The sequence below is a fragment of the Paenibacillus sp. FSL R7-0302 genome, from assembly GCF_038006885.1.
In the GTDB taxonomy this organism is placed as follows: domain Bacteria; phylum Bacillota; class Bacilli; order Paenibacillales; family Paenibacillaceae; genus Paenibacillus_AQ.
The window spans coordinates 5,632,940-5,654,586 of sequence record NZ_JBBOWB010000001.1 but is presented as its reverse complement, the minus strand read 5'-3'; the positions used below and the strand labels follow the sequence as shown (position 1 = coordinate 5,654,586).

At 54.9% G+C, this 21,647-nt stretch carries 16 protein-coding genes; 13 read left to right on the top strand and 3 right to left on the bottom strand.

What is annotated here, in order from left to right:
* The first annotated feature begins 1 nt into the window (after nucleotide 1).
* Nucleotides 2-2,668 (top strand): beta-mannosidase, encoded by a 2,667-nt coding sequence (locus tag MKY96_RS24395; RefSeq protein WP_340944046.1) that lies wholly within the window; start codon nucleotides 2-4, stop codon nucleotides 2,666-2,668.
* 300 nt (nucleotides 2,669-2,968) lie between these two features.
* Here MKY96_RS24395 and MKY96_RS24390 read toward each other — a convergent pair whose 3' ends face one another.
* Nucleotides 2,969-3,886, bottom strand: coding sequence for a DsbA family protein (locus MKY96_RS24390; RefSeq protein ID WP_340944043.1), 918 nt, complete (start codon nucleotides 3,884-3,886; stop codon nucleotides 2,969-2,971).
* Nucleotides 3,887-4,021: 135 nt separating this feature from the next.
* On the opposite strand from MKY96_RS24390, the gene MKY96_RS24385 reads away from it, so the two are divergent.
* The 9 genes from MKY96_RS24385 to MKY96_RS24345 all read left to right on the top strand — a co-directional run bounded on the left by MKY96_RS24385 (nucleotide 4,022) and on the right by MKY96_RS24345 (nucleotide 15,281).
* Entirely contained in the window at nucleotides 4,022-4,366 is a 345-nt protein-coding gene (locus MKY96_RS24385) for a winged helix-turn-helix transcriptional regulator (protein ID WP_340944042.1), read from the top strand.
* A 121-nt stretch (nucleotides 4,367-4,487) separates the two neighbouring features.
* Complete coding sequence (locus tag MKY96_RS24380; protein WP_076078851.1) at nucleotides 4,488-4,982, top strand: CYTH domain-containing protein; 495 nt, start codon at nucleotides 4,488-4,490, stop codon at nucleotides 4,980-4,982.
* 98 nt (nucleotides 4,983-5,080) lie between these two features.
* The gene (gene thrC / locus MKY96_RS24375) at nucleotides 5,081-6,469 is read left to right on the top strand and encodes a threonine synthase (RefSeq protein WP_340944041.1); all 1,389 of its coding nucleotides are present in this window, start codon (nucleotides 5,081-5,083) and stop codon (nucleotides 6,467-6,469) included.
* Nucleotides 6,470-7,888: 1,419 nt separating this feature from the next.
* Entirely contained in the window at nucleotides 7,889-8,875 is a 987-nt protein-coding gene (locus tag MKY96_RS24370; protein ID WP_340944040.1) for a Gfo/Idh/MocA family protein, read from the top strand.
* Between the two features lie 49 nt (nucleotides 8,876-8,924).
* Complete coding sequence (locus MKY96_RS24365; RefSeq protein WP_340944039.1) at nucleotides 8,925-9,800, top strand: radical SAM/SPASM domain-containing protein; 876 nt, start codon at nucleotides 8,925-8,927, stop codon at nucleotides 9,798-9,800.
* 118 nt (nucleotides 9,801-9,918) lie between these two features.
* Nucleotides 9,919-10,593: a response regulator transcription factor gene (locus tag MKY96_RS24360; protein ID WP_340944038.1), complete on the top strand. Its 675-nt coding sequence runs from the start codon at nucleotides 9,919-9,921 to the stop codon at nucleotides 10,591-10,593.
* Nucleotides 10,590-11,957, top strand: a complete 1,368-nt coding sequence (locus MKY96_RS24355; protein WP_340944036.1) for a sensor histidine kinase — start codon at nucleotides 10,590-10,592, stop codon at nucleotides 11,955-11,957. Before MKY96_RS24360 ends, MKY96_RS24355 begins: the two co-directional genes overlap by 4 nt.
* 124 nt (nucleotides 11,958-12,081) lie before the next feature.
* Nucleotides 12,082-13,020: an alpha/beta hydrolase gene (locus MKY96_RS24350; protein WP_340944034.1), complete on the top strand. Its 939-nt coding sequence runs from the start codon at nucleotides 12,082-12,084 to the stop codon at nucleotides 13,018-13,020.
* Nucleotides 13,021-13,190: 170 nt separating this feature from the next.
* On the top strand, nucleotides 13,191-15,281 hold the full coding sequence (locus MKY96_RS24345) for a class I SAM-dependent methyltransferase (protein WP_340944032.1): 2,091 nt from the start codon (nucleotides 13,191-13,193) through the stop codon (nucleotides 15,279-15,281).
* 72 nt (nucleotides 15,282-15,353) lie between these two features.
* Here the strand turns inward: MKY96_RS24345 and MKY96_RS24340 are convergent, their stop codons facing one another.
* The gene (locus tag MKY96_RS24340; protein ID WP_340944030.1) at nucleotides 15,354-15,704 is read right to left on the bottom strand and encodes a nuclear transport factor 2 family protein; all 351 of its coding nucleotides are present in this window, start codon (nucleotides 15,702-15,704) and stop codon (nucleotides 15,354-15,356) included.
* A 160-nt stretch (nucleotides 15,705-15,864) separates the two neighbouring features.
* Nucleotides 15,865-16,782: an AraC family transcriptional regulator gene (locus MKY96_RS24335; RefSeq protein WP_340944028.1), complete on the bottom strand. Its 918-nt coding sequence runs from the start codon at nucleotides 16,780-16,782 to the stop codon at nucleotides 15,865-15,867.
* A 126-nt stretch (nucleotides 16,783-16,908) separates the two neighbouring features.
* Here MKY96_RS24335 and yicI point away from each other — a divergent pair, with 126 nt between their 5' ends.
* The 3 genes from yicI (at nucleotide 16,909) to MKY96_RS24320 (ending at nucleotide 21,304) form a co-directional block, all read left to right on the top strand.
* Nucleotides 16,909-19,230, top strand: a complete 2,322-nt coding sequence (gene yicI, locus MKY96_RS24330) for an alpha-xylosidase (RefSeq protein ID WP_340944026.1) — start codon at nucleotides 16,909-16,911, stop codon at nucleotides 19,228-19,230.
* Nucleotides 19,231-19,411: 181 nt separating this feature from the next.
* Nucleotides 19,412-19,687 carry a hypothetical protein gene (locus tag MKY96_RS24325; RefSeq protein ID WP_340944024.1) on the top strand — a complete coding sequence of 92 codons (276 nt, stop codon included), beginning with the start codon at nucleotides 19,412-19,414 and terminating at the stop codon, nucleotides 19,685-19,687.
* Between the two features lie 423 nt (nucleotides 19,688-20,110).
* Nucleotides 20,111-21,304 carry an SGNH/GDSL hydrolase family protein gene (locus MKY96_RS24320; protein ID WP_340944023.1) on the top strand — a complete coding sequence of 398 codons (1,194 nt, stop codon included), beginning with the start codon at nucleotides 20,111-20,113 and terminating at the stop codon, nucleotides 21,302-21,304.
* The last annotated feature ends 343 nt before the right edge of the window (nucleotides 21,305-21,647 follow it).

Below are 21,647 nucleotides of genomic sequence, written 5' to 3'. Positions count from 1 at the left end.
TATGAAACAACTACAAATCGACCTGTCGAACTGGGAATTCAGAGCCTGCGGAGATGAAGAATGGCTTACGGCTGTGGTACCGGGAACGGTGCATACGGATCTGCTGCGCAATGGCGTTATCGATCAGCCCTTCTATGGAACGAATGAACATGAGCTGCAATGGATTGATAAAAAGGACTGGGAATACAGAACAGGATTTGTATTAGAAGAGACATGGCAGACGCTGGCGGTAACTGAGCTGGTGTTCGCCGGGCTGGATACGTATGCCGATGTGTATGTGAACGGCGTGCACGCCTTGTCCGCAGACAATATGTTCCTGTCCTGGACCGTGAATGTGAAGGGTCTGCTGCGGGCGGGTGAGAATGAGATCCGCATCGTTTTCCGCTCGGTGGTGACGGAGGATCTGCCGAAGCTGGCGGCGCTGGGCTACGATCTGCCTGCGCCGAATGACCAGTCTGAGTTAGGTGGCCTTCAGGAGCAGCGGATCAGTGTATTTGCCCGCAAAGCGCCGTATCACTACGGCTGGGATTGGGGCCCGCGATTCCTGACCAGCGGGATCTGGCGGGAAGCTGTGCTGACAGGCCGGGATGTTGCTGCGATTGAGGATCTGTACATTCGCCAGCATGAGGTGAATGAGCAGGAGGCCCGGCTAACGGCCGTGATTGAAGCAGACGCCCCGGAAGCATGGAGCAGCCTGTTGCGGGTGAGCGCCGGAGGGCAGGAATGGATGAAGGCGGTTACGCTCACTCCGGGCAAGCAGACACTAGAGCTTGAGCTGGTGATTGACCGCCCGCGCCTGTGGTGGTGCAACGGCCTGGGCAAGCCGGAGCTGTACCTTTTTCGTGCAGAGCTGCTGCAAGGAGCGGATACTGTAGCAGTATCGGAGGTAACGACGGGGCTTCGGGAAATTAAGCTGGTGCGTAAGCCGGATGCGCAGGGGGCGTCGTTCCATTTTGAGCTGAACGGGGTGCCGGTCTTCGCCAAGGGTGCCAATCATATCCCTAACGACAGCTTCATCACGGAGGTTACGGAGGAACGTTACCGCCATGAGATTGCCACGGCCGTGGAATCCAATATGAATATGCTGCGGGTGTGGGGCGGCGGCTTCTATGAAGAAGAAGTGTTCTACCGGCTGTGTGATGAGTACGGGCTGCTGGTCTGGCAGGACTTCATGTTCGCCTGCAGCATGTACCCGGGCGATGAGGCATTCCTGAATAATGTCCGCGCAGAAGCGGTATATAATGTCCGCAGATTGCGTAACCACCCTTGTATCGCGCTCTGGTGCGGGAACAATGAGATTGACTCGGCCTGGTCCCAGTATGAGGAGAATATGGGCTGGGGCTGGAAGGAGAAGCTGAATGCTGAGATTCGCCAGAGCTTATGGACTGCCTATGAGGAAATCTTCCACCGGATTCTGCCGGAAGCCGTGGCTGCGAACCATCTCGGTATGGATTACTGGCCGTCCTCGCCGCTGCGCGAACTCACAGGTGGTCAGGGTCAGCATGCGACGCGGATTATGGGTGACGGGGATATCCACTACTGGGGCGTCTGGCACGCCAAGGAGCCGTTCGAGAACTATAATCTCAAGGTAGGCCGCTTCATGAGCGAATACGGCTTCCAGTCTTTCCCGGAGCTGAAGTCGGTGCTGAGCTATGCAGAGGAAGAGGAGCTGGCGCTGGAATCGAAGGTAATGCTGGCCCATCAGAAGAACGGATCGGGCAATCAGCTGATTAAGGAATATATGGATATGTACCTGCCACAGCCGAAGGATTTCCGGGGCTTCCTGTACATGAGCCAGGTGCTTCAGGCCGAGGCGATCCGCATGGCTATGGAGAGTCACCGCCGCAACAAGCCTTATTGCATGGGCACGCTGTACTGGCAGATGAATGACTGCTGGCCGGTAGCCTCCTGGGCGGGCATGGATTATTACGGGCGCTGGAAGGCGCTGCAATATACGGTGCGCCGCAGCTTCCAGGAGGTGCTGCTGTCTGTAGACAGCACAGACGGGGAGAGCGTCAAGGTCTATGGGGTGTCTGACCGGCGGGAGGCATTGGACGCAGAGCTGGTTCTGCGGCTGCATGATATCAGCGGCGTACTGCTGCGCGAATGGTCGCAGCCGGTCACTCTGGCTGCGGATTCATCGGCTGTGGTCTTCACACTGCCGCTGGCTGAAGTGCTGGAGGGCCGTGAACCGGCTCAGGTGCTGCTGATAGCTTCCCTGCTGGAGAGCGGGCAGGTGGTGCAGGCGGAGCTTGTGCCAGGACAGGTGCAGGAGCCGGGGACGGAGACAAGGCAAGTGCTGGAGCAAGGACCGGAGACAGGGCAGGTGCTGGAGCAAGGACCGAAGACAGGGCAAGTGCTGGAGCGCAAGGAGCATTACTTCGCGGCCGCCAAGGATATTCCGCTGAGCCAGCCGGTCATTACGGTGACCGAGGTGCCGGGAAGCGGCGGGCAGAGCTTCACGCTGAGCAGCGATGTGCTGGCGCGGGGCGTGCATCTCACTGTAGAAGAAGAAGGCATCTTCTCCGATAATTACTTCGATCTGCTGCCTGGCGAGCCGAAGACGGTGGAGTTCTCGATTCGGGGCGGGAGCAGCGGCGGAGGGGCAGACTTCACCCCTGCCGCGCCGACAGGACTCGTAGTCCGCTCGATGGCGGATTATATCTAGGGGTGGTAACGGCTTGCGGACTGACATGACCTTATTTGCTGCTAAACTAACCTGATTTCTGTTCTTGCGGACTCAGAAGACCTTATTGTCTTCCCGGCTGGCTGTTTCAAGGCGAAATCATACGAATAAGGGCCTCTGAGTCCGATTACAGGGCAAAAGTGGCTATATACGCGAAATAGCGGATTCTCTGTCCGCATGGGTATCATAATTCGGTATAATGGACATCAGGCTTCGGTATAATCAAACAAACAGCGGTCCTCCAATGACGGGGGACCGCTGTTTTTGAATACCCGGGCGCCTTCAGGCCGGTTCGATAAACATCTCACCCAGGATCTGCCGGGTGCGGTATGCATGCTCGGGAAGCTCAGCGGAGGTGAAGGCCGCCACATCCTCTGGATTGATATCGTACATGGCTTCGATTTCTCTGGAGAAGAGAAGATGTCCTTCGGCCAGCAGCTCCGGCAACGCCGGGAGAGCAGCAGGAGCAAGCGGCTCAGGAATAAGCTGCTGTAAGGCATCTACGTAGTTTTGCAGGGTGCGGGACCCGACCAGCTTAATGCCTTGGTTCTCTTCATTGACCATGACAAGGGTCGGGAAGCCGCGTACGCCGAGCTGGGCCACCTTCTGAAAATCCTCCTCCAGCAGCTCCTGCGCCGCTTCCAGTCCTGCGGCCTGAACGATCTCTGCGCCGGGTAATCCCAGACTATTCACAATATCCGTGAGGACCTCGTCTTCTCCGATATTCCGGTTGAAGACGAAGACGGCTTCTCTGGCACTCCGCAAGTAGGCCAGTTCCTTCCCCGGATGTCTCTGCTGGATAACCTTGAATACTCTGGAGGGCGGATAAGAGGACATGACCGGATTGTTCAGCCATAGGGTGCCGTCAATGGGCATGCGGTAATGCGCCCCGACTTCCTTCCAGTGCCCCGCTACATCGGCTGGCTGCTGTATTCCATTCGCCTTGTCAGCAAAGCCATTCCAACCGGCTAATAACCCGCCCATTAGGGGCTGTAGATCAAAGTACTTGCCATATTGCTGAATAAACCGGTTCAGGGTAGGCTCGATGGCCCAGCAGTGTGAACAGATCGGATCAGTAACATAATAGAGAGTAACTTTGGGCTGCTGCTGCGGATTGAAATCTATAATTTGTGTATGCTCCTCGTCGCTTACCCCGCATACCCCTGTCTTCAGATCACAGATCATAGGATTTGTATTCATAGCTGTTTACCTCACTTTCTTTTTTTAAAATATCCGTTTCCAGTTGTAGTATGATTATAATATCTGGAATCAGATTAACAAGTACTATTGTTTTTAATACTTGGTATATAAAATATACTAATGGAGGAATCACCTATGAAATATGAGGTTGACTTAACGCAGATGTGCCCAGCCACCTTTGCTTTTCATGTCATCGGCGGGAAGTGGAATCTGCCTATCCTCGCTTTGCTGAGCGAAGAGGGGCCGATCCGGTATAACGAACTAAAAAGAAGGCTGCACGGCATCACCGGAACCACGTTAACGAACAGTCTCAAGGACCTTATCGACTACGGCATTATCCATCGCGAGCAATATCCTGAGGTGCCTCCGCGCGTCGAGTATTCCCTGACCCCCTCCGGGCAGGAATTGGTTCCGCTAATCGAAGAGATTGTGGCCTGGGGAGCGAGTAACATTCATGCCTTAGGCGGACAGAAGGTATAGAATTTTTTTCCCGGTGAATCCGTTCCCTCCGGTTGACTTGCGTATGACCCGCCCCTATGATGATAAATAATATGTAACATTAACGCTCGCACAAAGCTCGCACACAGAGGAGAGAAACAGCATGGCTATGGAGATTGAACGCAAATTCCTGCTGCCGGAATACCCGGAGCGGCTGATTGAAGAAGGACAGCTGAAGGTGCTGACCCGTCACAGTATTGACCAGACGTATCTTGCGATTGAGGACGGGCAGGAGCTGCGGGTGCGGAAGATCACGGATCTGGACACGGGTGAGGTAACTTACACGCATACGTTCAAGGATGGCAAGGGCATCAGCCGCCAGGAGATTGAATATTTCATTTCCGCAGGCTTGTATAACCAGATGATTGAGGCGGTGAAGGCGATCCCGCTGGTCAAAACCCGCATTACAGGCGTATGGAACGGTACAACGGTGGAGATTGATCTCTACACCCAGCTGGAGCTTACGGTGCTTGAGGTTGAGTTCGATTCGCTGGAGGAGGCGGAAGGCTTCACAGCCCCGGAATGGTTTGGCCTGGATGTCAGCACAGAGAAGAAGTACAGCAACAAAACCGTCTGGAAAGAGCTTCAGGGCAAATAGCCCGGTGAGCCTTAATCTTATAGAATCAGCGGACTTTAACGCGTAAACGTGGTACTATGTACAGTAAATAAAGAGGGGTTCAGGAGGATGAGACGGGTATGGAGTATATAAGCACAAGAGGCAAGGTAGCGGCCAGAGGCTTTATTGATACGGTTCTGATGGGGCTGGCGGATGACGGCGGACTCATGGTACCGGCTGAGATTCCGGTGATTTCCCCGGAGAAGCTGGAGGAATGGAGAAGCCTGAGCTTTCAGGAGCTGTTCCTTGAGATTTTCTCCTACTATACCAATGACGAAATTCCTTATGAAGATCTGCGCTCAATGGTCTACACCAGCTATGGCAGCTTCCGCGCTCCGGAAGTTACGCCGCTGCACCGGGTGAACGATTCTTTATACGTGCTGGAGCTGTTCCACGGGCCGACGTTTGCCTTCAAGGATGTGGCGCTGCAGTTCATGGGCGAGTTGTATTCCTACATTGCCAAGGTGCGCGGTGAAATCATCCATATTCTCGGAGCCACTTCCGGCGATACTGGTGCTGCGGCCATTCAGGGCGTTCGCGGCAAGGAAGGCATTAAGATCTGTATCCTTCATCCGCACGGCAAAGTCAGCAAGGTGCAGGAGCTGCAAATGACCACCGTAGATGACAGCAATGTGCTGAACCTGTCCGTAGAGGGCAACTTCGACGATTGCCAGAAGATTATCAAGGAGCTGTTCGCCGATCTCGACTTCAAGGGACGGTATCACCTGCGGGCGATTAACTCCATTAACTTCGTGCGCATTCTGGCGCAGACGGTCTACTATTTCCATGCTTATCTGCAGCTTCCGGGGAGCGATCAGAAGAAGGTTAATATCAGCGTGCCTTCGGGCAACTTCGGCAATATTTTCTCAGGCTTCCTGGCGCGGAAAATGGGTCTGCCGATCCACAAGCTGATCATCGCCACCAATGAGAACAACATCCTCGAACGGTTCGTGGTGACCGGCGAATACAAACCAGGCAGCTTCACGGGCACCTACAGCCCGTCGATGGATATCCAGGTGGCGAGCAACTTCGAACGCTATCTGTATTATCTGCTGGGCGAGGATGCGGATAAGCTGTCCGGGTACATGGCAGCCTTGCAGAGCGAGGGCGCGATTACGGTGGACGGCGAGCTGCTGGCCCGGGTACAGGCGGATTTCTCCGCGCTGGGCGTGAAGAATGCACAGTGTCTGGAGATCATCAGCAAGTACCAGCAGGAATCCGGCTATCTGCTCGACCCGCATACGGCATGTGGCGTAGCCGCATATGAGAAATTCAGCGCTCCTGATGAGATAAGCATTGCTTACGCTACAGCGCATCCGGCCAAGTTCGACGAGGCGATTGCCTTGACCGGCATCAAGCAGGAGTTCCCGGAGCAGATCTCGGCCCTGTTCGAGCAGCCGCAGCATCAGGTCGTGGTCGATCATGATAAGGCGGAGATCGTGCGCCAGCTTGTAGCTTTTTACGGGTAAAATAGGTGCGTGTCCAGTGGGGCCCGCGCAGGATGAAGACAGCCCCCGCCGGGAGAAGCGGGGGCTGTTTGCTGTCGCTCGTATTGTGGGACACTGGATAGTAGGCGCGCTGTCCGCTGTAGCTCGTATTGTGGAACACTGGATAGTACGTGCGCTGTTCGCTTGAAGCCAATCAGATGTGAATTTGTGAGAAGGACGTTAACTAATCGCTTATTGAGGGTTTGGTATGCCCTGGTGAAGGTGCGAGTGGGATGCTGAGTTGTAATCTGTACAACTAAATCGCTTGTTGTGCCGCCGAATATCCGTTTAGCTGTATTTGGTACAATTAAAATACCTCCATACCCTGGTTCTCACTCCTTCGGGCAGATTTTAGTTGTACAGACTACAGTTAGAAGAGGAAATCCTTCGTGTTTCCTGTTTTTAATTGCACAGACTACAACTATCTCCAACTGTTCGCTCGGTGCACTGCCGACTGTCCATCGTCATTGCGCTCTGCTCATTGCTCACCGTCCCGCTGCGCCATACCCACCGCCCACTGCCCACTGCGCCTGCCTTCGCCAGTCAGTCGGGTGATTGCATTATGTGCAATAGAATGTCCCAAAAACACCTCAAAATTTGAGTCTGTTGTATTTCATACAGTAGATTTATGGGGTGAGGGCTGTTACAGGCCCAAACTCCAGATTCTGTTGTACAAAATACAGCAGAATGGCAAAACAGGAGGTTTACACCGGATTCTAGTGTATAAAGTACAATTGCTGGCTCCAGCGGGAGGGGCGATGACCTGCCTGGAGGTGAGGCATGGCTCCGGTGGGAGGGGCGATGATCTGCCTGGAGGTGAGGCATGGCTCCAGCGGGATGGGCGATGACCTGCGTGAAGTTGAGGCATGGCTCCAGCGGGAGGGGCGATGATCTGCCTGGAGGTGAGGCATGGCTCCAGCGGGAGGGGCGATGATCTGCCTGGAGGTGAGGCATGGCTCCAGCGGGAGGGGCGATGATCTGCCTGGAGGTGAGGCATGGCTCCAGCGGGATGGGCGATGACCTGCCTGAAGGTGCGGCATGGCTCTGCTGAAGGTGATGGATCGGCGAATCGGTCCAGGTTCGTAGGGTTCCATCTTCGATTGGCCGGACCATGCACCATTGCCACCATGTACGAATGGACCAAGGGACATTGGACTCAGGGAGCCTATTCTCAGGTGCTTTTTTTCACAATCGAAATCTAGCGGAATTTGTCGGAAATTACGGTATATAAGTGGACATACCTATCATGGAATGAGAAAATAGCAGTTATAGCTTATATTTCAAGTGGACACGGCTTTGCCGTCCTTTTTTAAGAACGGTACCGTTTCGGCGAGAAATAGAAGGATAATTTATAGCGTGAGAAACATATAAATTATATTTTGAAAAAGGACGGGATCATTCATGACTATTCGTTTCGGGGTTGTAGGGACTAACTGGATTACAGACCGCTTTGTGCAGGCGGGACTTGAGAATGAGGAGTTTCTGCTTACGGCCGTGTATTCCCGTACAGAGGAGAAGGGACAGGCTTTTGCCGCCAAGTATGCCGGGGCTTCGATCTATACGGATCTGGAGGCGATGGTATCAAGCGCAGAGGTGGACGCGGTCTATATCGCCAGCCCCAACTCGATGCATGCGGAGCATTCATTGATCTGTCTGAACCATGGCAAGCATGTGATCTGTGAGAAGCCGGCGGCCTCCAACAGCCGGGAGCTGAAGGCGATGATTGAAGCAGCGCGCAGCAATGATGTGCTGTTCATGGAAGCGATGAAATCCACGTTCATGCCGAATTTTGGCGTGATCCGGGATAACTTATATAAGCTGGGTCAAGTCCGGCGCTACTTCGCAGGTTATTGTCAATACTCTTCGAGGTATGATGCTTACCGGCAGGGGACGGTGCTGAATGCGTTCAATCCTGAATATTCCAACGGCTCTCTGATGGATCTGGGGATCTATTGCTTATATCCGATGGTGGCTTTGTTCGGCAAGCCGGATTCGGTCAAGGCCGTTGGGCTGATGCTCGCCTCAGGTGTGGACGGGGAAGGCAGCATGGTCATGCGTTACCCGGACATGGACGCGGTGGTCATGCATTCCAAGATTGCCGATTCCTATCTGCCTGCTGAGATTCAGGGCGAGAACGGAACGATGGTGATCGACAAGATTAACCAGCCCTATCAGGTCAAAATCCATTACCGCGACGGAACCGTCGAGGAGCTTACGCTACCGCAGGTGTATGAGGCGATGTACTATGAGATTGAGGAGTTCATTCATCTGCTGAAGAGCGGGCAGCGGGAGAGCGCGACCAACAGCCACGCCAGTTCCCTGGCGGTGGCAGAGCTGATGGAAGAGGCGAGAGCCCAGATTGGCCTGCGTTATGCTTCGGATCTCTAGCGTAACGGGCAGCCTGGCCTGCATTATATATTGAAATGGGGAGCGGAACTTGAAGACATTCAAAAAGGTATACATCGAGATCACAAGCGTCTGCAACCTGGCCTGCAGCTTCTGTCCGCCCACGGAGCGGCAGAAGAATTTCATGAAGCTGGAGACGTTCAACACCATTCTTGATGAGATCAAACCGCATAGCAATCATATCTATCTGCATGTCAAAGGCGAGCCGCTGCTGCATCCGAAGCTGGGTGAGCTGCTGGATGCCGCGCATGCCAAGGGCTTCAAGGTCAATATTACGACCAACGGCACGCTGATCCGAAAAGCGGGGCCGAAGCTGCTCGGCAAGCCGGCACTGCGGCAGATGAACTTCTCGCTGCACAGCTTCGACGGCCATGCAGGCTCGGAGAACCGTGAAGGTTATCTTACAGAGATCATCCAGTTCGTCCGGGAGATCTCTGCGCGCGGCGTCATTGTCTCGTTCCGGCTCTGGAATCTGACGGAGGACAACCGGACGAATCTGGAGAAGGAGCGCAACCGTGAGACGCTGGCCCTGCTGGAGGAGGCCTTCGGACTCGGCTACAGGATCGAGGAGAAGGTCGTCCCCGGCAGCGGCGTGAAGATTGCCCCGCGCGTGTACCTGAACCAGGACCACGAGTTCAGATGGCCGGCGCTGCATGAGCCGGAGGATGATGGCAAGGGCTTCTGCCATGCGCTGCGCAGCCAGGCGGCGGTCCTGGTAGACGGCACCGTTGTGCCGTGCTGTCTGGATGGCGAAGGGGTGATCAACCTCGGCAATATTCATGAGCAGCCATTCTCCGAGATTGTCGAGGGGGAACGGGCGAATAATCTGTTCTATGGCTTCTCGCGGCGGGAAGCTGTTGAGGAGTTGTGCCGTAAATGCGGCTACCGGCAGCGGTTCGGCACCTAGCCGGAGCGCGAGGCCGGAGTGGGTGCTGGTGTCGGTGCATACCGGCAAAGCAGCAGGGTGATGCTAGAAGGAAGATAGAAATATTTATAAGGCCCGATCATATGAAAAGAGGGAATAGATGCCTACTATACTTGTTGCAGACGACGATGCGAATATCCGCGAGCTTGTCTGCCTATTTCTGCGCAATGACGGATTCGATACCGCTGAAGCGGCAGACGGTCAAGAGGCGCTGGCGGTCTATGCCAGAACGCATGTGGATCTGGTCATCCTGGATATTATGATGCCGGTGATGGACGGCTGGGCGCTGTGCAAGGAGCTGCGCAGAGCAGACCCGGAGCTGCCGCTGTTAATGCTGACGGCGAAGGGGGAGACCTGGGAGAAGGTGAAGGGATTCGAGCTGGGAACCGATGATTATCTGACCAAGCCCTTTGATCCGCTGGAGCTGACGGTCCGGGTCAGAGCCTTGCTGAAGCGCTCGGGAATCGGCAAGTCGCATACGATCCGTATCGGAGAAGTAACGCTGGACCGGCAGACCTACAAGGTGATGAACGGGGCAGAAGCGCTGTCCCTGCCGCTTAAAGAGTTCGAGCTGCTGTATAAGCTGGCAGGAACACCGGGGCAGGTCTATACCCGCGAGCAGCTGATCGACCAGATCTGGGGCATTGATTACTCGGGGGATGACCGGACGATAGATGTACATATTAAGCGCCTGCGTGAACGGTTTGCGGCTTCGCCGGATTTTCGGATCGAGACTGTCCGCGGTCTGGGCTACCGGCTTGAGGTTACTGAATGATCAAGTCGTTATATACCCGTGTGGTTCTGACCTTTCTGGTATCGGTAATCGGAGGGACGGTGATCTCCTTCAATCTGGCAATCTGGCTGTACAAAGATGAATTGAACGAGAATTTGCAGGTTCCCTTGCTGCGCTTCGGACAAGATATCGTACGGATCTATAAGAGCTTTCCGCTGAACGAAGCCAACGAGTTCGTCGCAGGCATGAAGCAGCTTGAGACCTATCATGTGCGGATTTATGATGAGAACGGCGGGATTCAGTCTTATGGCGGTCCAGAAGGAATGAAGCTGGAGACCGTGACTGAAGAGCAGGTGAAGCAGGTGCTGGCAGGCAGGATCGTTCAGGTCAATCCGACAGGCATCTCCACCAGCCTCCTAGGGCTGCAATTAACTACGGATACGGGAAAAAAAGCATTGTTCGTAGAGCCTGTCGGCCCCCCCTCTTCCGCCTTTGTGCTGAAATGGCTGGTGTATTTCGTGGTGTATTCGCTGATCTCCGGCAGTCTTGTGATCTTGGTAGCGGCCATGTTCGTGGTCCGGCCGATTAAGAAGCTGACCAACGCGACGCGCAGGATCGCAGCCGGGGACTTCAACGTGAAGCTGAATATCAAGCAAACGGGAGAGCTGGGTGCCCTCGCGCGCAGCTTCGAGGAGATGACACATGATCTGCAGCAGCTGGAGCAGATGCGCCGTGACTTCGTGTCGAATGTATCTCATGAGGTGCAGTCTCCGCTGACCTCCATCTCCGGCTATGCCCTGGCGCTGAAGCAGATGAATATTCCTGAGAGCGAGCGGGGCCGCTATCTCGATATCATCATCGGGGAAGCCGAACGGATGTCCAAGATGAGCGACAGCCTGCTGAAGCTGAGCCTGCTGGAATCGCAGTCCCAGCAGCTCCGGTTCACCACCTTCAGCCTGGATGAACAGATCCGGCGCGTGATCGTTGCTCTTCAGCCGCAATGGTCGGCCCGGCGCATCAACTTCGATCTTCAGCTGACGGCTGCCACGCTCACCGCGGATTATGACCAATTGAACCAGGTCTGGACGAACCTGCTCGGGAACAGCATCAAATTCTCCGGGGAGGGGGGAGTGATTAGTGTGCATACGAGGCAAGATAATAAAAGTGTGACCGTTCGCGTATCCGACACCGGCATCGGGATCTCCCCCGAGGACCAGAAGCGGATCTTTGACCGCTTCTTCAAGGCGGACCGCTCCCACAGCCGGAAGTATACCGGCAGCGGGATGGGACTGGCGATCGTGAGGCAGATCGTCCTGCTGCATCATGGCGACATCCGGGTTACGAGCGAGCTTGGAGCGGGTACAAGCTTTATTGTAACCCTCCCGCTGAATACACCCGCAGATTAGATTATTGAGCCGATTCATCTTCCGTTCACATTACCGTCACGGGGAGTACATTTTCATTGTATAAGCTATCCTTAGCAATTGATTCAGTCAACACATTCGATTCATAAGGACAGGTGATCGTATAATGAAAAAAGGACTCAGAATCCTGCTTAAGTCTATAGCGGCATTGATGATTGTGATCGTATTGTTTTTTGCTGTAGTATTTGTGGTTAATATCATCAGCAGCAAATCGGAGCTGAAGAAGATTGAGCCGTACGGGCAGCTTGTGCCAGTCGATGGCAAGAAGATGAATGTACTCATCCAGGGATCGGGTGAGGAGACCGTGGTGCTGCTGACGGGGTATGGCACCGGGGCACCGGCGCTTGATTTCAAGCCGCTGGTAGACGAGCTGTCCCCCAATTACAAAGTAGCAGTGGTGGAGCCGTTCGGCTATGGCTTAAGTGACCGGACCGATAAGGAACGGACCTCGGACAATATCATCAGTGAGATTCATGAAGCGCTGCAGCAGCTGGGGATCAAACGTTACACGCTCATGGGTCATTCCATCGCCGGAATCTACGGGCTGGATTATGTGAACAAGTATAAGGATGAAGTGCAGGCCTTTGTAGGAATTGACAGCAGTGTGCCGACCCAAGGGGGCTTGGACGATAAAATACCGGTGGGGACGCTGAAGTTCCTCGACAAATCCGGCATTATGAGATTGTTCCAAAAGATTGGCCCCGACCCGTATGCCGGGCTTCCGTTCGACGAGCACACCAAGCAGCAGATGAAAATGATCGCCACAAAGAACTTAAACAATGACACTGTCATGAATGAGATCGACCATTTCAAGGAGAATTTCACAGCAGCCCAGGCGCTGGCCTTCCCCAAAGAGCTTCCGCTGCTGCTCTTCATACAGTCGAATAATACCGATGTGGAGGGCTGGATGAAGCTGCATGAGGAGCAGGTGAAGGATTCCGTGTACGGTAAGCTGGTGCCGCTCGAAGGCGGTCATTATCTGCACCATACATTGTCCAAAGAGATTGCCAAGGACTACAGAGAATTCATGGCAGGTGTGAAATGAGGGGAATCTGATTCCCGGCCAACTATCTGATACAATTGAATAAGAGCTTCCGCCGCCGCAGGCTTCTACCCAGAAGCTTGCGGTTTGTTCTATTCTGCGGACACTCTGATTCAAATCTGAAGCACATGGGCTATTGTATATAGATTGCTATTACATAGGGAGGCATGCAAATGCTGAAATCATTACGGGCTATAGAGGCGTATCGTGAAGGAGGATGGCCTGCCGGAGAAGGTTATCCGTGGCTGGAGTACATCGTGCAGGCAGAGCAGACGATTGTGAACCTGGAGCGGGTAGAATCGCTGCAGTCGCTAGCGCAGCAGAATCCGGTGCTGGATTATGTAGAGCGGAGTCTGCGGGTGCTGGACAGTCTGCCGCTGTCGTATTGGATCAAGGAGCTGGCCGAGGAGACGCTGATCTGGTCGGAGACGGCTAAGGGCGGGACTGTCCGGCAGCGGCGGAGCTGGCAGGAAGAGGGCATTAATATTTTCGTTCATAATATCGGCTCTGCGGAGTTGTATCGGCGCTATGCAGAAGGGTTGAAGCAGGACGATGCAGGCTCTGCGGAGAAGAGACGGGTCATACATACACTGATCGAGACACATGGGCTGATTGGACAGCAAATCCGCGGCGAGGTTCCGCCTTCCGTCAATCTTCCGTTGTCTGGACTGGTGGAGCACGGCCTGCTGGGCGCAGAGGAGCTGGAGCGGCTGCTGTTCGCACTGAATCACTGCATCATTGCGGCGGTATCACCGGAGCTGTGGCAGGAGGTCCGCCTGCAGGTCATGGAGCTGATTGCTGTAATTGCTTCAGGGCATCTGCAGCCTGAAGTCCCGATGAAGGAACGTCTGCGGAGAATGCGCGCCGGGTCCATTGCGCAGGGGGAGGATTACGAGACGGAGTGGGACGGGCTGGTGCAGGAGGGCTTCCTCCCTGCTGCGCTGGAGCCGCTGCGGCCTGCCACCTTCTGGTATGTGGAATCGGCGCTCCAGACCTTCTCGCTGGAGCAGTTCCTGAAGGTCATAAGTCTGGTGGCCGCCAGCAGCCCGATTCAGCTAAGCCATCTGAGCTTCGAAGCGGTCATGAACAGTATTCATTACGACTATAAGGGCAGCAAGAAGATCAACGTCTATAAGAAACGGATTATTGAGAAGTATCTCTCGGAGCTGAGCTGGGAGGAAATCTACAGCGGCGTGAAGCCTTCCGGCAGCAATCCGCATCTTACGCACAGGCTGCGGGGCAAGGAGCATCTGCCGGATACGCTGTTCTTCCAGTTCGAGTTCTCGGCGGCAGCGGAGAAGCTGATTGAGTTCTGCACAGAGGCCGAGAAGTCGGCGCTGTATGAACGGGCGGTCCTGCTGCTGTTCGACCTGTTCGATCTGCGGCGGGACGCCTTCGACCGCTTCCACAATGAGGATACGTACTTAAGCCAGATGAATGATACGGCTGACTATAAGGCAGTGATTCTGGACTACGTTACCGGGCGGAAGGTGCTGGACATCGGCCCAGGCGGCGGGGTGCTGCTCGATCTGCTTGAGGAGCGGATGCCGGAGGTGGTGCCGGTAGGGATTGATATTTCCAGCAATGTGATCGAAGCACTGCGGCAGCGCAAGCAGCGGGAGGACCGCCGCTGGGAGGTGCTCCAGGGCGATGCGCTGAATCTGAAGGATTATGTGGAGCCGGGCACGGTGGACACGGTGATTTTCTCATCCATTCTGCATGAGCTGTATTCCTATGTGCCGCTGGACGGCCGCAAGTTCAATCACGGCACGGTGGCGGCAGCCCTGACCAGTGCCTTCGAGGTATTGGCTGACGGCGGTGCGATCATTATCCGCGACGGTATAATGAGCGAGCCGGAGGAACAGCAGCGCCGGGTACGGTTTCTGGAGGCGGACGGCATGGCGTGGCTGGAGCGGTACGCGAAGGATTTTGCCGGACGGAATATCCGTTATGAACAGCTGGGCGAACACGAGGTGCTGATGCCGGTGAACGATGCGATGGAATTCCTCTATACCTACACTTGGGGGGAGGAAGCCTACATTCATGAGGTGCAGGAGCAGTTCGGCTATTTCACACCCTCGCAGTACGCTGCGTTCATTCAGCAGACGCTGGGGGACCGGGCCAGGATAGAGGTCTTCCGTCATTACCTGCAGGAGGGATACACGGAGGCGCTGGAGAGCAGAGTTGAGATCATGGATGAGAGTGGAGAACTGGTAGGCTTGCCGGATAGCACTTGCTTCATTGTGGTTCGTAAGGCGGGTTGAACAAAAACAGGCTGTCCCTAGTCATCTCTGACTTACGGGACAGCCTGTTTTGTTAGGAGGAACACTATACGCTTATTTAAGCGTGATGATCAGCTCGCTGATTTTACCGCCTTGTACCTTGAATTCATGAGTGAACTGCTGCGGGGCGGGGACACGGTTCTTATTGAACTCACCCTCCATCTCAGCGGTCACCGCAATGCGGCCCTGGATTTCTTCAATTTCCATAATGGTAAAGCGGACCTTAGCGGAGAACAGCTCGGATTCTCCCCAAGCCGCAATGGCTTCTGCGCCTTCGGCCGACTTCCCGTTATCCTTCACGGTAGCGCCGGGAGCGAACAATTCAATCAGAGCGTCAGGCTGGTATTGGTTCACAGCATTGTAGAAGTCCTGTACCTCAATTGGCAAGGTAACATGTTGATTCATGAATATCTGCCTCCTGTAAGTAGATTAGTGGGGAACGGCATGTCCACCGGAATGAGCCACTAGGCCACCGCTGAAGCGGCAGGTGCCGTGGTCATCCATACACTAACTTAAACGTATCCGGGCATCCGTAAGCAGGAAAAAGAATGGGGCGGGGTTCGGCTTACGGATAGAGCTGGTTCTGCCCGGCGAAGGGAGCGGCGTCCTTGCGGAATTCCGAAGGTGAGCAATTCATGACTTTGCGGAACACTTTGATGAAATAGCTGACGTTGTCGAAGCCGACATCCATGGCAATATCGGAGATTTTGCGGTCCCCCTGCTTCAGCAGGGCTGCGGCCTGGCGAACCCGGTAGGAGTTGATGTAATCGACGGGCGTCTTGCGGGTCATGCTTTTGAAAAAACGGCAGAATTGCCCTTCGCTCATCGGAATCAGCCCCGACAGGTCACGAGTACGGATCGGCTCCTGGTAGTTGTCCTGAATATAGAGAATTACCCGCTTCAGGCGGTCAATCTTCGTGGGCTCCGCGCCTTCGGACTGGCTGTGGTTGACGAAGCGCCCCGGCTGCGCAATCTGCGAGAGCATAATCAGCAGGGTCCCTTTCATAAAAGCTTCGAATCCGGGCATTTGTTGATCATACGCGTTCATCATGCGGTTCAAATGCACCAGCAGCTCCGCCTGCCAGGGAACAGAAGGGGTGAGGTGGCGTGGAAAGCTCTGGCGTTTCTCCTGAAGCGGCAGAATAACACTCTGCTGAATCGTATCATATTGGGCGCTGGCCAGCAGGTCGGGGTGGAAGACCAGGGCGCAGAAGCGGCAGGGGGTCTCCGTAAGCGCGTATGCGGCATGGATATCCCCGGATTCAATGAACACGGCCTCACCGGGGCGAAGCGTGAAATAGTCGGTGTCCACCTGAAACAGAATCTCGCCTTCCAGCAGCAGGAAGAACTCGGCCTCCTCATGCCAGTGGGTGTCCAGGACATGCGCTCCGGCGGGAAGGTCGATCCAGTAGGCAGCCAGGGGGAACATGACATCCCCGTGTTCGCGGTCTTCTTTGAGCAAGCGCTGCGAGGTACGGTCCATTGGGAGCCTCCTTATCTGATGACGTCAAAATAGTGTTATAAATGAGCTATATATTATTAGTTTTGAGATTTTATTATCGGTATAATGCAACTATATACACCAAATCGAAGGGTGGCAAGTGCACATATGAAATTTACAGACGGCTTATGGCTGGTTCGTGACGGAATTACAATCAATGGTGCAGTGCAGAACTATGTAGTAGAAAAAACCGAGGAAGGCCTAACCGCCATCACGCAGACGACTCCCATCACGGGACGTTCGGCGACACTCAACTCCACACTGCTGACGGTGAAATTCCATTCCCCGCTTCCGGGCGTGGTAGGAGTCAAAATTATTCATAACGACGGCGTTATTCAGCGCGGACCTTCGTTTGAGCTGACTGAGGGAACCGGCGATCATGTTCAGGTGGAAGAGAGCGAAGCGCAGACCGTGCTGATCAGCGGGGGACTCCGCGTGGTCATCAACAAGGGCACACACTGGTCGGTGGACTTCTACCGCGGCGACGAGCGTATTACCGGCAGCGGTTACAAATCAATGGCCTATATCACGGATCAGGACGGCAACACCTTCATGCGTGAAGAGCTGGATCTGGGCGTCGGCGAATTCGTGTATGGTCTGGGTGAACGCTTCACGGCTTTTGTCAAAAACGGCCAGGTGGTCGATCTGTGGAACAAAGACGGCGGTACAAGCTCCGAGCAGGCGTACAAGAACGTTCCGTTCTATGTGACCAGCAAGGGCTACGGCGTCTTCGTGAACCAGCCGGAACTCGTCTCGTATGAGATTGCATCTGAGAAGGTGAAGAAGGCCCAGTTCAGCGTCGCCGGAGAGAGCCTGGAATACTTCGTGATTGAAGGGCCGACGATTAAAGAGGTCATCACCAAATACACCTCCCTGACCGGCAAGCCTGCGCTGCCTCCGGCCTGGACCTTCGGCCTGTGGCTGACGACTTCGTTCACTACAGACTACGATGAAGCTACGGTTAACTCCTTCGTGGAGGGGATGGCGGAGCGCGATCTGCCGCTGCATGTGTTCCACTTCGACTGCTTCTGGATGCGTGAATATCAATGGACGGATTTCCAGTGGGATTCCCGTGTGTTCCCGGACCCGGTGGGGATGCTGAAGCGCCTGCATGACAAGGGACTGAAGATCTGTGTGTGGATCAACTCCTATATCGGGCAGCGCTCCCCGTTGTTTGAAGAAGGCCGGAAGAACGGTTATCTGCTCAAAAAAGCCAACGGTGACGTCTACCAGACGGACCTCTGGCAAGCGGGAATGGGCCTGGTCGACTTCACGAACCCTGCGGCTTGTGAATGGTATGCCGGTTACCTGCGCGACCTGGTGGATATGGGCGTAGACAGCTTCAAGACGGACTTCGGCGAGCGGATTCCGACGGATGTAGTCTATTTCGACGGCTCCGATCCATACAAGATGCATAACTATTATACCCAGTTGTATAACAAGGTTGTATTCGAGGTACTGGAAGAAAAGCTCGGCAAAAATGAAGCTGCCGTGTTCGCACGCTCCGCTACCGCCGGCGGCCAGCAGTTCCCGGTACACTGGGGCGGCGACTGCTACGCCGACTATGAATCCATGGCAGAGAGCCTGCGCGGCGGCCTGTCGCTCGGCCTGTCCGGCTTCGGCTTCTGGAGCCATGACATCGGCGGCTTCGAGAACACCGCTCCGGCGCATGTCTTCAAGCGCTGGCTGGCCTTCGGCCTGCTCTCCAGCCACAGCCGTCTGCACGGCAGCACCTCGTACCGTGTGCCTTGGGCGTATGACGATGAAGCCGTGGACGTTACCCGCTTCTTCACCAAGCTCAAGTGCAGCCTGATGCCGTACCTGTATGATGTAGCCGGACAGGCACATGAGCAGGGCTGGGCCTCGATGCGGGCCATGGTGATGGAGTTCCCGGAAGATCCAACCTGTGAAGTGCTGGACCGCCAGTACATGCTGGGCGATTCCCTGCTGGTCGCTCCGATCTTCCAGGAGAACGGCGAAGTGAAGTATTACCTGCCGGCCGGCCGCTGGACACACCTGTTGAACGGTGAGACTGTACAGGGCGGAGCATGGCGCAAGGAGAAGCATGACTTCTTCAGCCTGCCGCTGTTCGTGCGTCCGAACACCTTGCTGGCCTTGGGCAGCGAGGACAGCCGTCCGGATTATGATTTTGCCGACGGCGTGAAGTTCGGCCTGTACTCCCTGGAGGACGGCAAGACTACATCGGCAACCGTGCGCGATATCCACGGCGCTCCTGAGCTGAAGGTAGAAGCTGTACGCAGCGGCAGCGCTGTAAAGGTTACTGCCGAAGGCAGCGGCAAAGCATTCACCCTGGCGGTGAAGGATCTCGGCGCTATCGCTTCCGTGGAAGGTGCGGAGCAGGTAGATGAGACGACGGTGAGCGTGGGCGCGGGCGAGAAGTCGGTGTCGTTTGCGATTACGCTGAAATAATTAACTAAATTACCGTGAAATAAGACAACTATAGACTGAATTAACACAACCGCAAGACTGAATTAACACAACTATAGACCGAATCAACACACCCGCACGCTGGCTTAGCCTATGGCTGTGCCCTTAAGTAACCAAGCTCTCTGATGACAGGGGACATTCGTCTCCTGGATCGGGGAGCTTTTTGGGGATCAGTGCCAATGTGATCGGTTTTTCGATTACATTCGGCCCACGTGGCATGCTCAGTTCAAATGTGATCGTTTTTTCGATTACATTCGGCCCACGTGGCGTGCCCAGTCCAAATGTGATCGTTTTTTCGATTACATTCGGCCCACGTGGCGTGCTCAGTCCAAATGTGATCGGTATTTCGATTACAATTGGCCCACGTGGCATGCCCGTTCCCAATGTGATCGTTTTTTCGATTACAATTGCTAACGTGGCGAGCCCGTTCCCAATGTGATCGGTTTTACGATTACAATTGGCTAACGTGGCGAGCCCGTTCCCAATGTGATCAGTTTTTCGATTACATTTGGCCCACGTGGCGTGCCCAGTTCCAATGTTATCGTTTTTTCGATTACAATTGGCTAACGTGGCGAGCCCGTTCCAAATGTGATCGGTTTTTCGATTACATTTGGCCCACGTGGCGTGCCCAGTTCAAATGTGATCGGTTTTTCGATTACAATGGGCCCACGTGGCATGCCCAGTCCAAATGTGATCGTTTTTTCGATTACAATTGGCTAACGTGGTGCGCCCAGTCCAAATGTGATCGGTTTTTCGATTACATTCGGCTAACATGGCGTGCCATAGAAGTACCGAAGGATTGCCTAAGGAGTGACAAGTTACTGTCAGCATCAGTCGCATCAGATTAGAGGAGTCGATCATTATGAACAATGTTGAGAACAGTCCAAACGGAGTGCTGAGCCAGCCGGAGTTCACCTCCGCTACCGCGCTGTCTACAGCCGCCAACTACATTATGAACGCGCCGGAGCCGTTCACCCATACGTACCGCACCTATATCCGTCTGCGGGAGAACGGCAGGGTGTCGCTGAAGTTCTGGCACAGCAATGCGGTGGATTCGACCTGGGACCAGGGCGCGGATGCCGTAGCCAGTGAACCCGGGGGCGAGTGGAGCATCGAAGCAGCATATATCGCCGATGGCGGAGCCGCGCCGGACGGCAGCGTTGTGCCTGGCTCACAGGTGCCGGTTACCTTCAGCGGCGAACGGTCGCGGCGCGTGGAGCCGGGCGAGCAGTTTTGGAGCGACGAAGCGCTTCTGGAGCTGCCGGAGGGCCATATGCTGGCCTTCACCTGGACCTTGAAGACGGCTGGCGAAGGCAAGTCTTTCCCCTTCAATGTGGAGGGAATGCTGGTCTCCGGCTACGATGCGCCGGGCACGTTAGCGGCCCGGGAGTCGGCCGCCGGGTTCAGCGAATCGGACAAGCTCCAGGTCCTCCCAAGCTTCCTGGGCTACAAGAAACAAGTGGCGAAGAAACTGATATTCCTCGGCGATTCTATCACGCAGGGGGTACGGACGGCCAAGGATCAATACACATACTGGGCAGCAAGAATTGCAGAGGGGTTGGGCACAGAATATGGAGTGTGGAATATCGGCTCCGGCTGGGGCCGGGCTTACGATGTAGCCACGGATGGCTCTTGGCTGCATAAGGCGCAGCAGGGCGACGAAGTGCTGATCGTGCTGGGCGTGAATGATCTGGATATCGGCCAGCGTTCGGCAGAGGAGCTGCTTACGGACCTTACGCACATCATCTCCCGGATCAAGGAAGCACAGCCGGAGACAGCGGTAATTCTCAGCACGGTGCCGCCCTTCAATTTCGAGGGCGGGCGTGAGACCCATTGGCGCACGGTGAATGAATGTATCCGCACGAGTCCTCCGGCCGGAGTGGACCGCGTGTTCGACATCGCTGCCGTACTCTCTGTTGCTGTTCCCGCTGACCACCGGATCAAGCCGGAGTATATGAGCGACGAGTTCGACCCGCATCCGAACGGTGCGGCGGGCAAGGCCGTGGCGGATGCTTTTCTGGCGTGGTACGGGGAATCTGCAACACGCAGACCGTAACTCTGCCATACTGCCATATAGCTAAACTGCCTCAGCTTAGAAATTACTCCTCGGCATGGAAATACTGCCTCGACAGGGCAGTTGGCAGAAATGTTGTACATTATGCAGCTTAGATTCATGATAACCGGGGGTTAAAGGAAGAATGTTGCAAAAAATACAAGAATAGCTCCGCAGAACCTCCGGGAGGTGGAGAAATGCTGCCTTTCCTGCAACAATACTGAATTAATGGCGGCATCAGGAAGGAAATGTTGCATTTCGTGCAGGATTCCATCATCGTGTAGGATTCCATCATCGTGCAGGATTCCATCATATAAGGTACGATTAGAAAAGAGCCTGCATTTTG

Coding starts and splice junctions, on each gene's coding strand:
- MKY96_RS24395 (WP_340944046.1), top strand. CDS start 2: ATGAAACAACTACAAATCGACCTGTCGAACTGGGAATTCAGAGCCTGC.
- MKY96_RS24390 (WP_340944043.1), bottom strand. CDS start 3,886: ATGAATACAAATCCTATGATCTGTGATCTGAAGACAGGGGTATGCGGG.
- MKY96_RS24385 (WP_340944042.1), top strand. CDS start 4,022: ATGAAATATGAGGTTGACTTAACGCAGATGTGCCCAGCCACCTTTGCT.
- MKY96_RS24380 (WP_076078851.1), top strand. CDS start 4,488: ATGGCTATGGAGATTGAACGCAAATTCCTGCTGCCGGAATACCCGGAG.
- thrC (WP_340944041.1), top strand. CDS start 5,081: ATGGAGTATATAAGCACAAGAGGCAAGGTAGCGGCCAGAGGCTTTATT.
- MKY96_RS24370 (WP_340944040.1), top strand. CDS start 7,889: ATGACTATTCGTTTCGGGGTTGTAGGGACTAACTGGATTACAGACCGC.
- MKY96_RS24360 (WP_340944038.1), top strand. CDS start 9,919: ATGCCTACTATACTTGTTGCAGACGACGATGCGAATATCCGCGAGCTT.
- MKY96_RS24355 (WP_340944036.1), top strand. CDS start 10,590: ATGATCAAGTCGTTATATACCCGTGTGGTTCTGACCTTTCTGGTATCG.
- MKY96_RS24350 (WP_340944034.1), top strand. CDS start 12,082: ATGAAAAAAGGACTCAGAATCCTGCTTAAGTCTATAGCGGCATTGATG.
- MKY96_RS24345 (WP_340944032.1), top strand. CDS start 13,191: ATGCTGAAATCATTACGGGCTATAGAGGCGTATCGTGAAGGAGGATGG.
- MKY96_RS24340 (WP_340944030.1), bottom strand. CDS start 15,704: ATGAATCAACATGTTACCTTGCCAATTGAGGTACAGGACTTCTACAAT.
- MKY96_RS24335 (WP_340944028.1), bottom strand. CDS start 16,782: ATGGACCGTACCTCGCAGCGCTTGCTCAAAGAAGACCGCGAACACGGG.
- yicI (WP_340944026.1), top strand. CDS start 16,909: ATGAAATTTACAGACGGCTTATGGCTGGTTCGTGACGGAATTACAATC.
- MKY96_RS24320 (WP_340944023.1), top strand. CDS start 20,111: ATGAACAATGTTGAGAACAGTCCAAACGGAGTGCTGAGCCAGCCGGAG.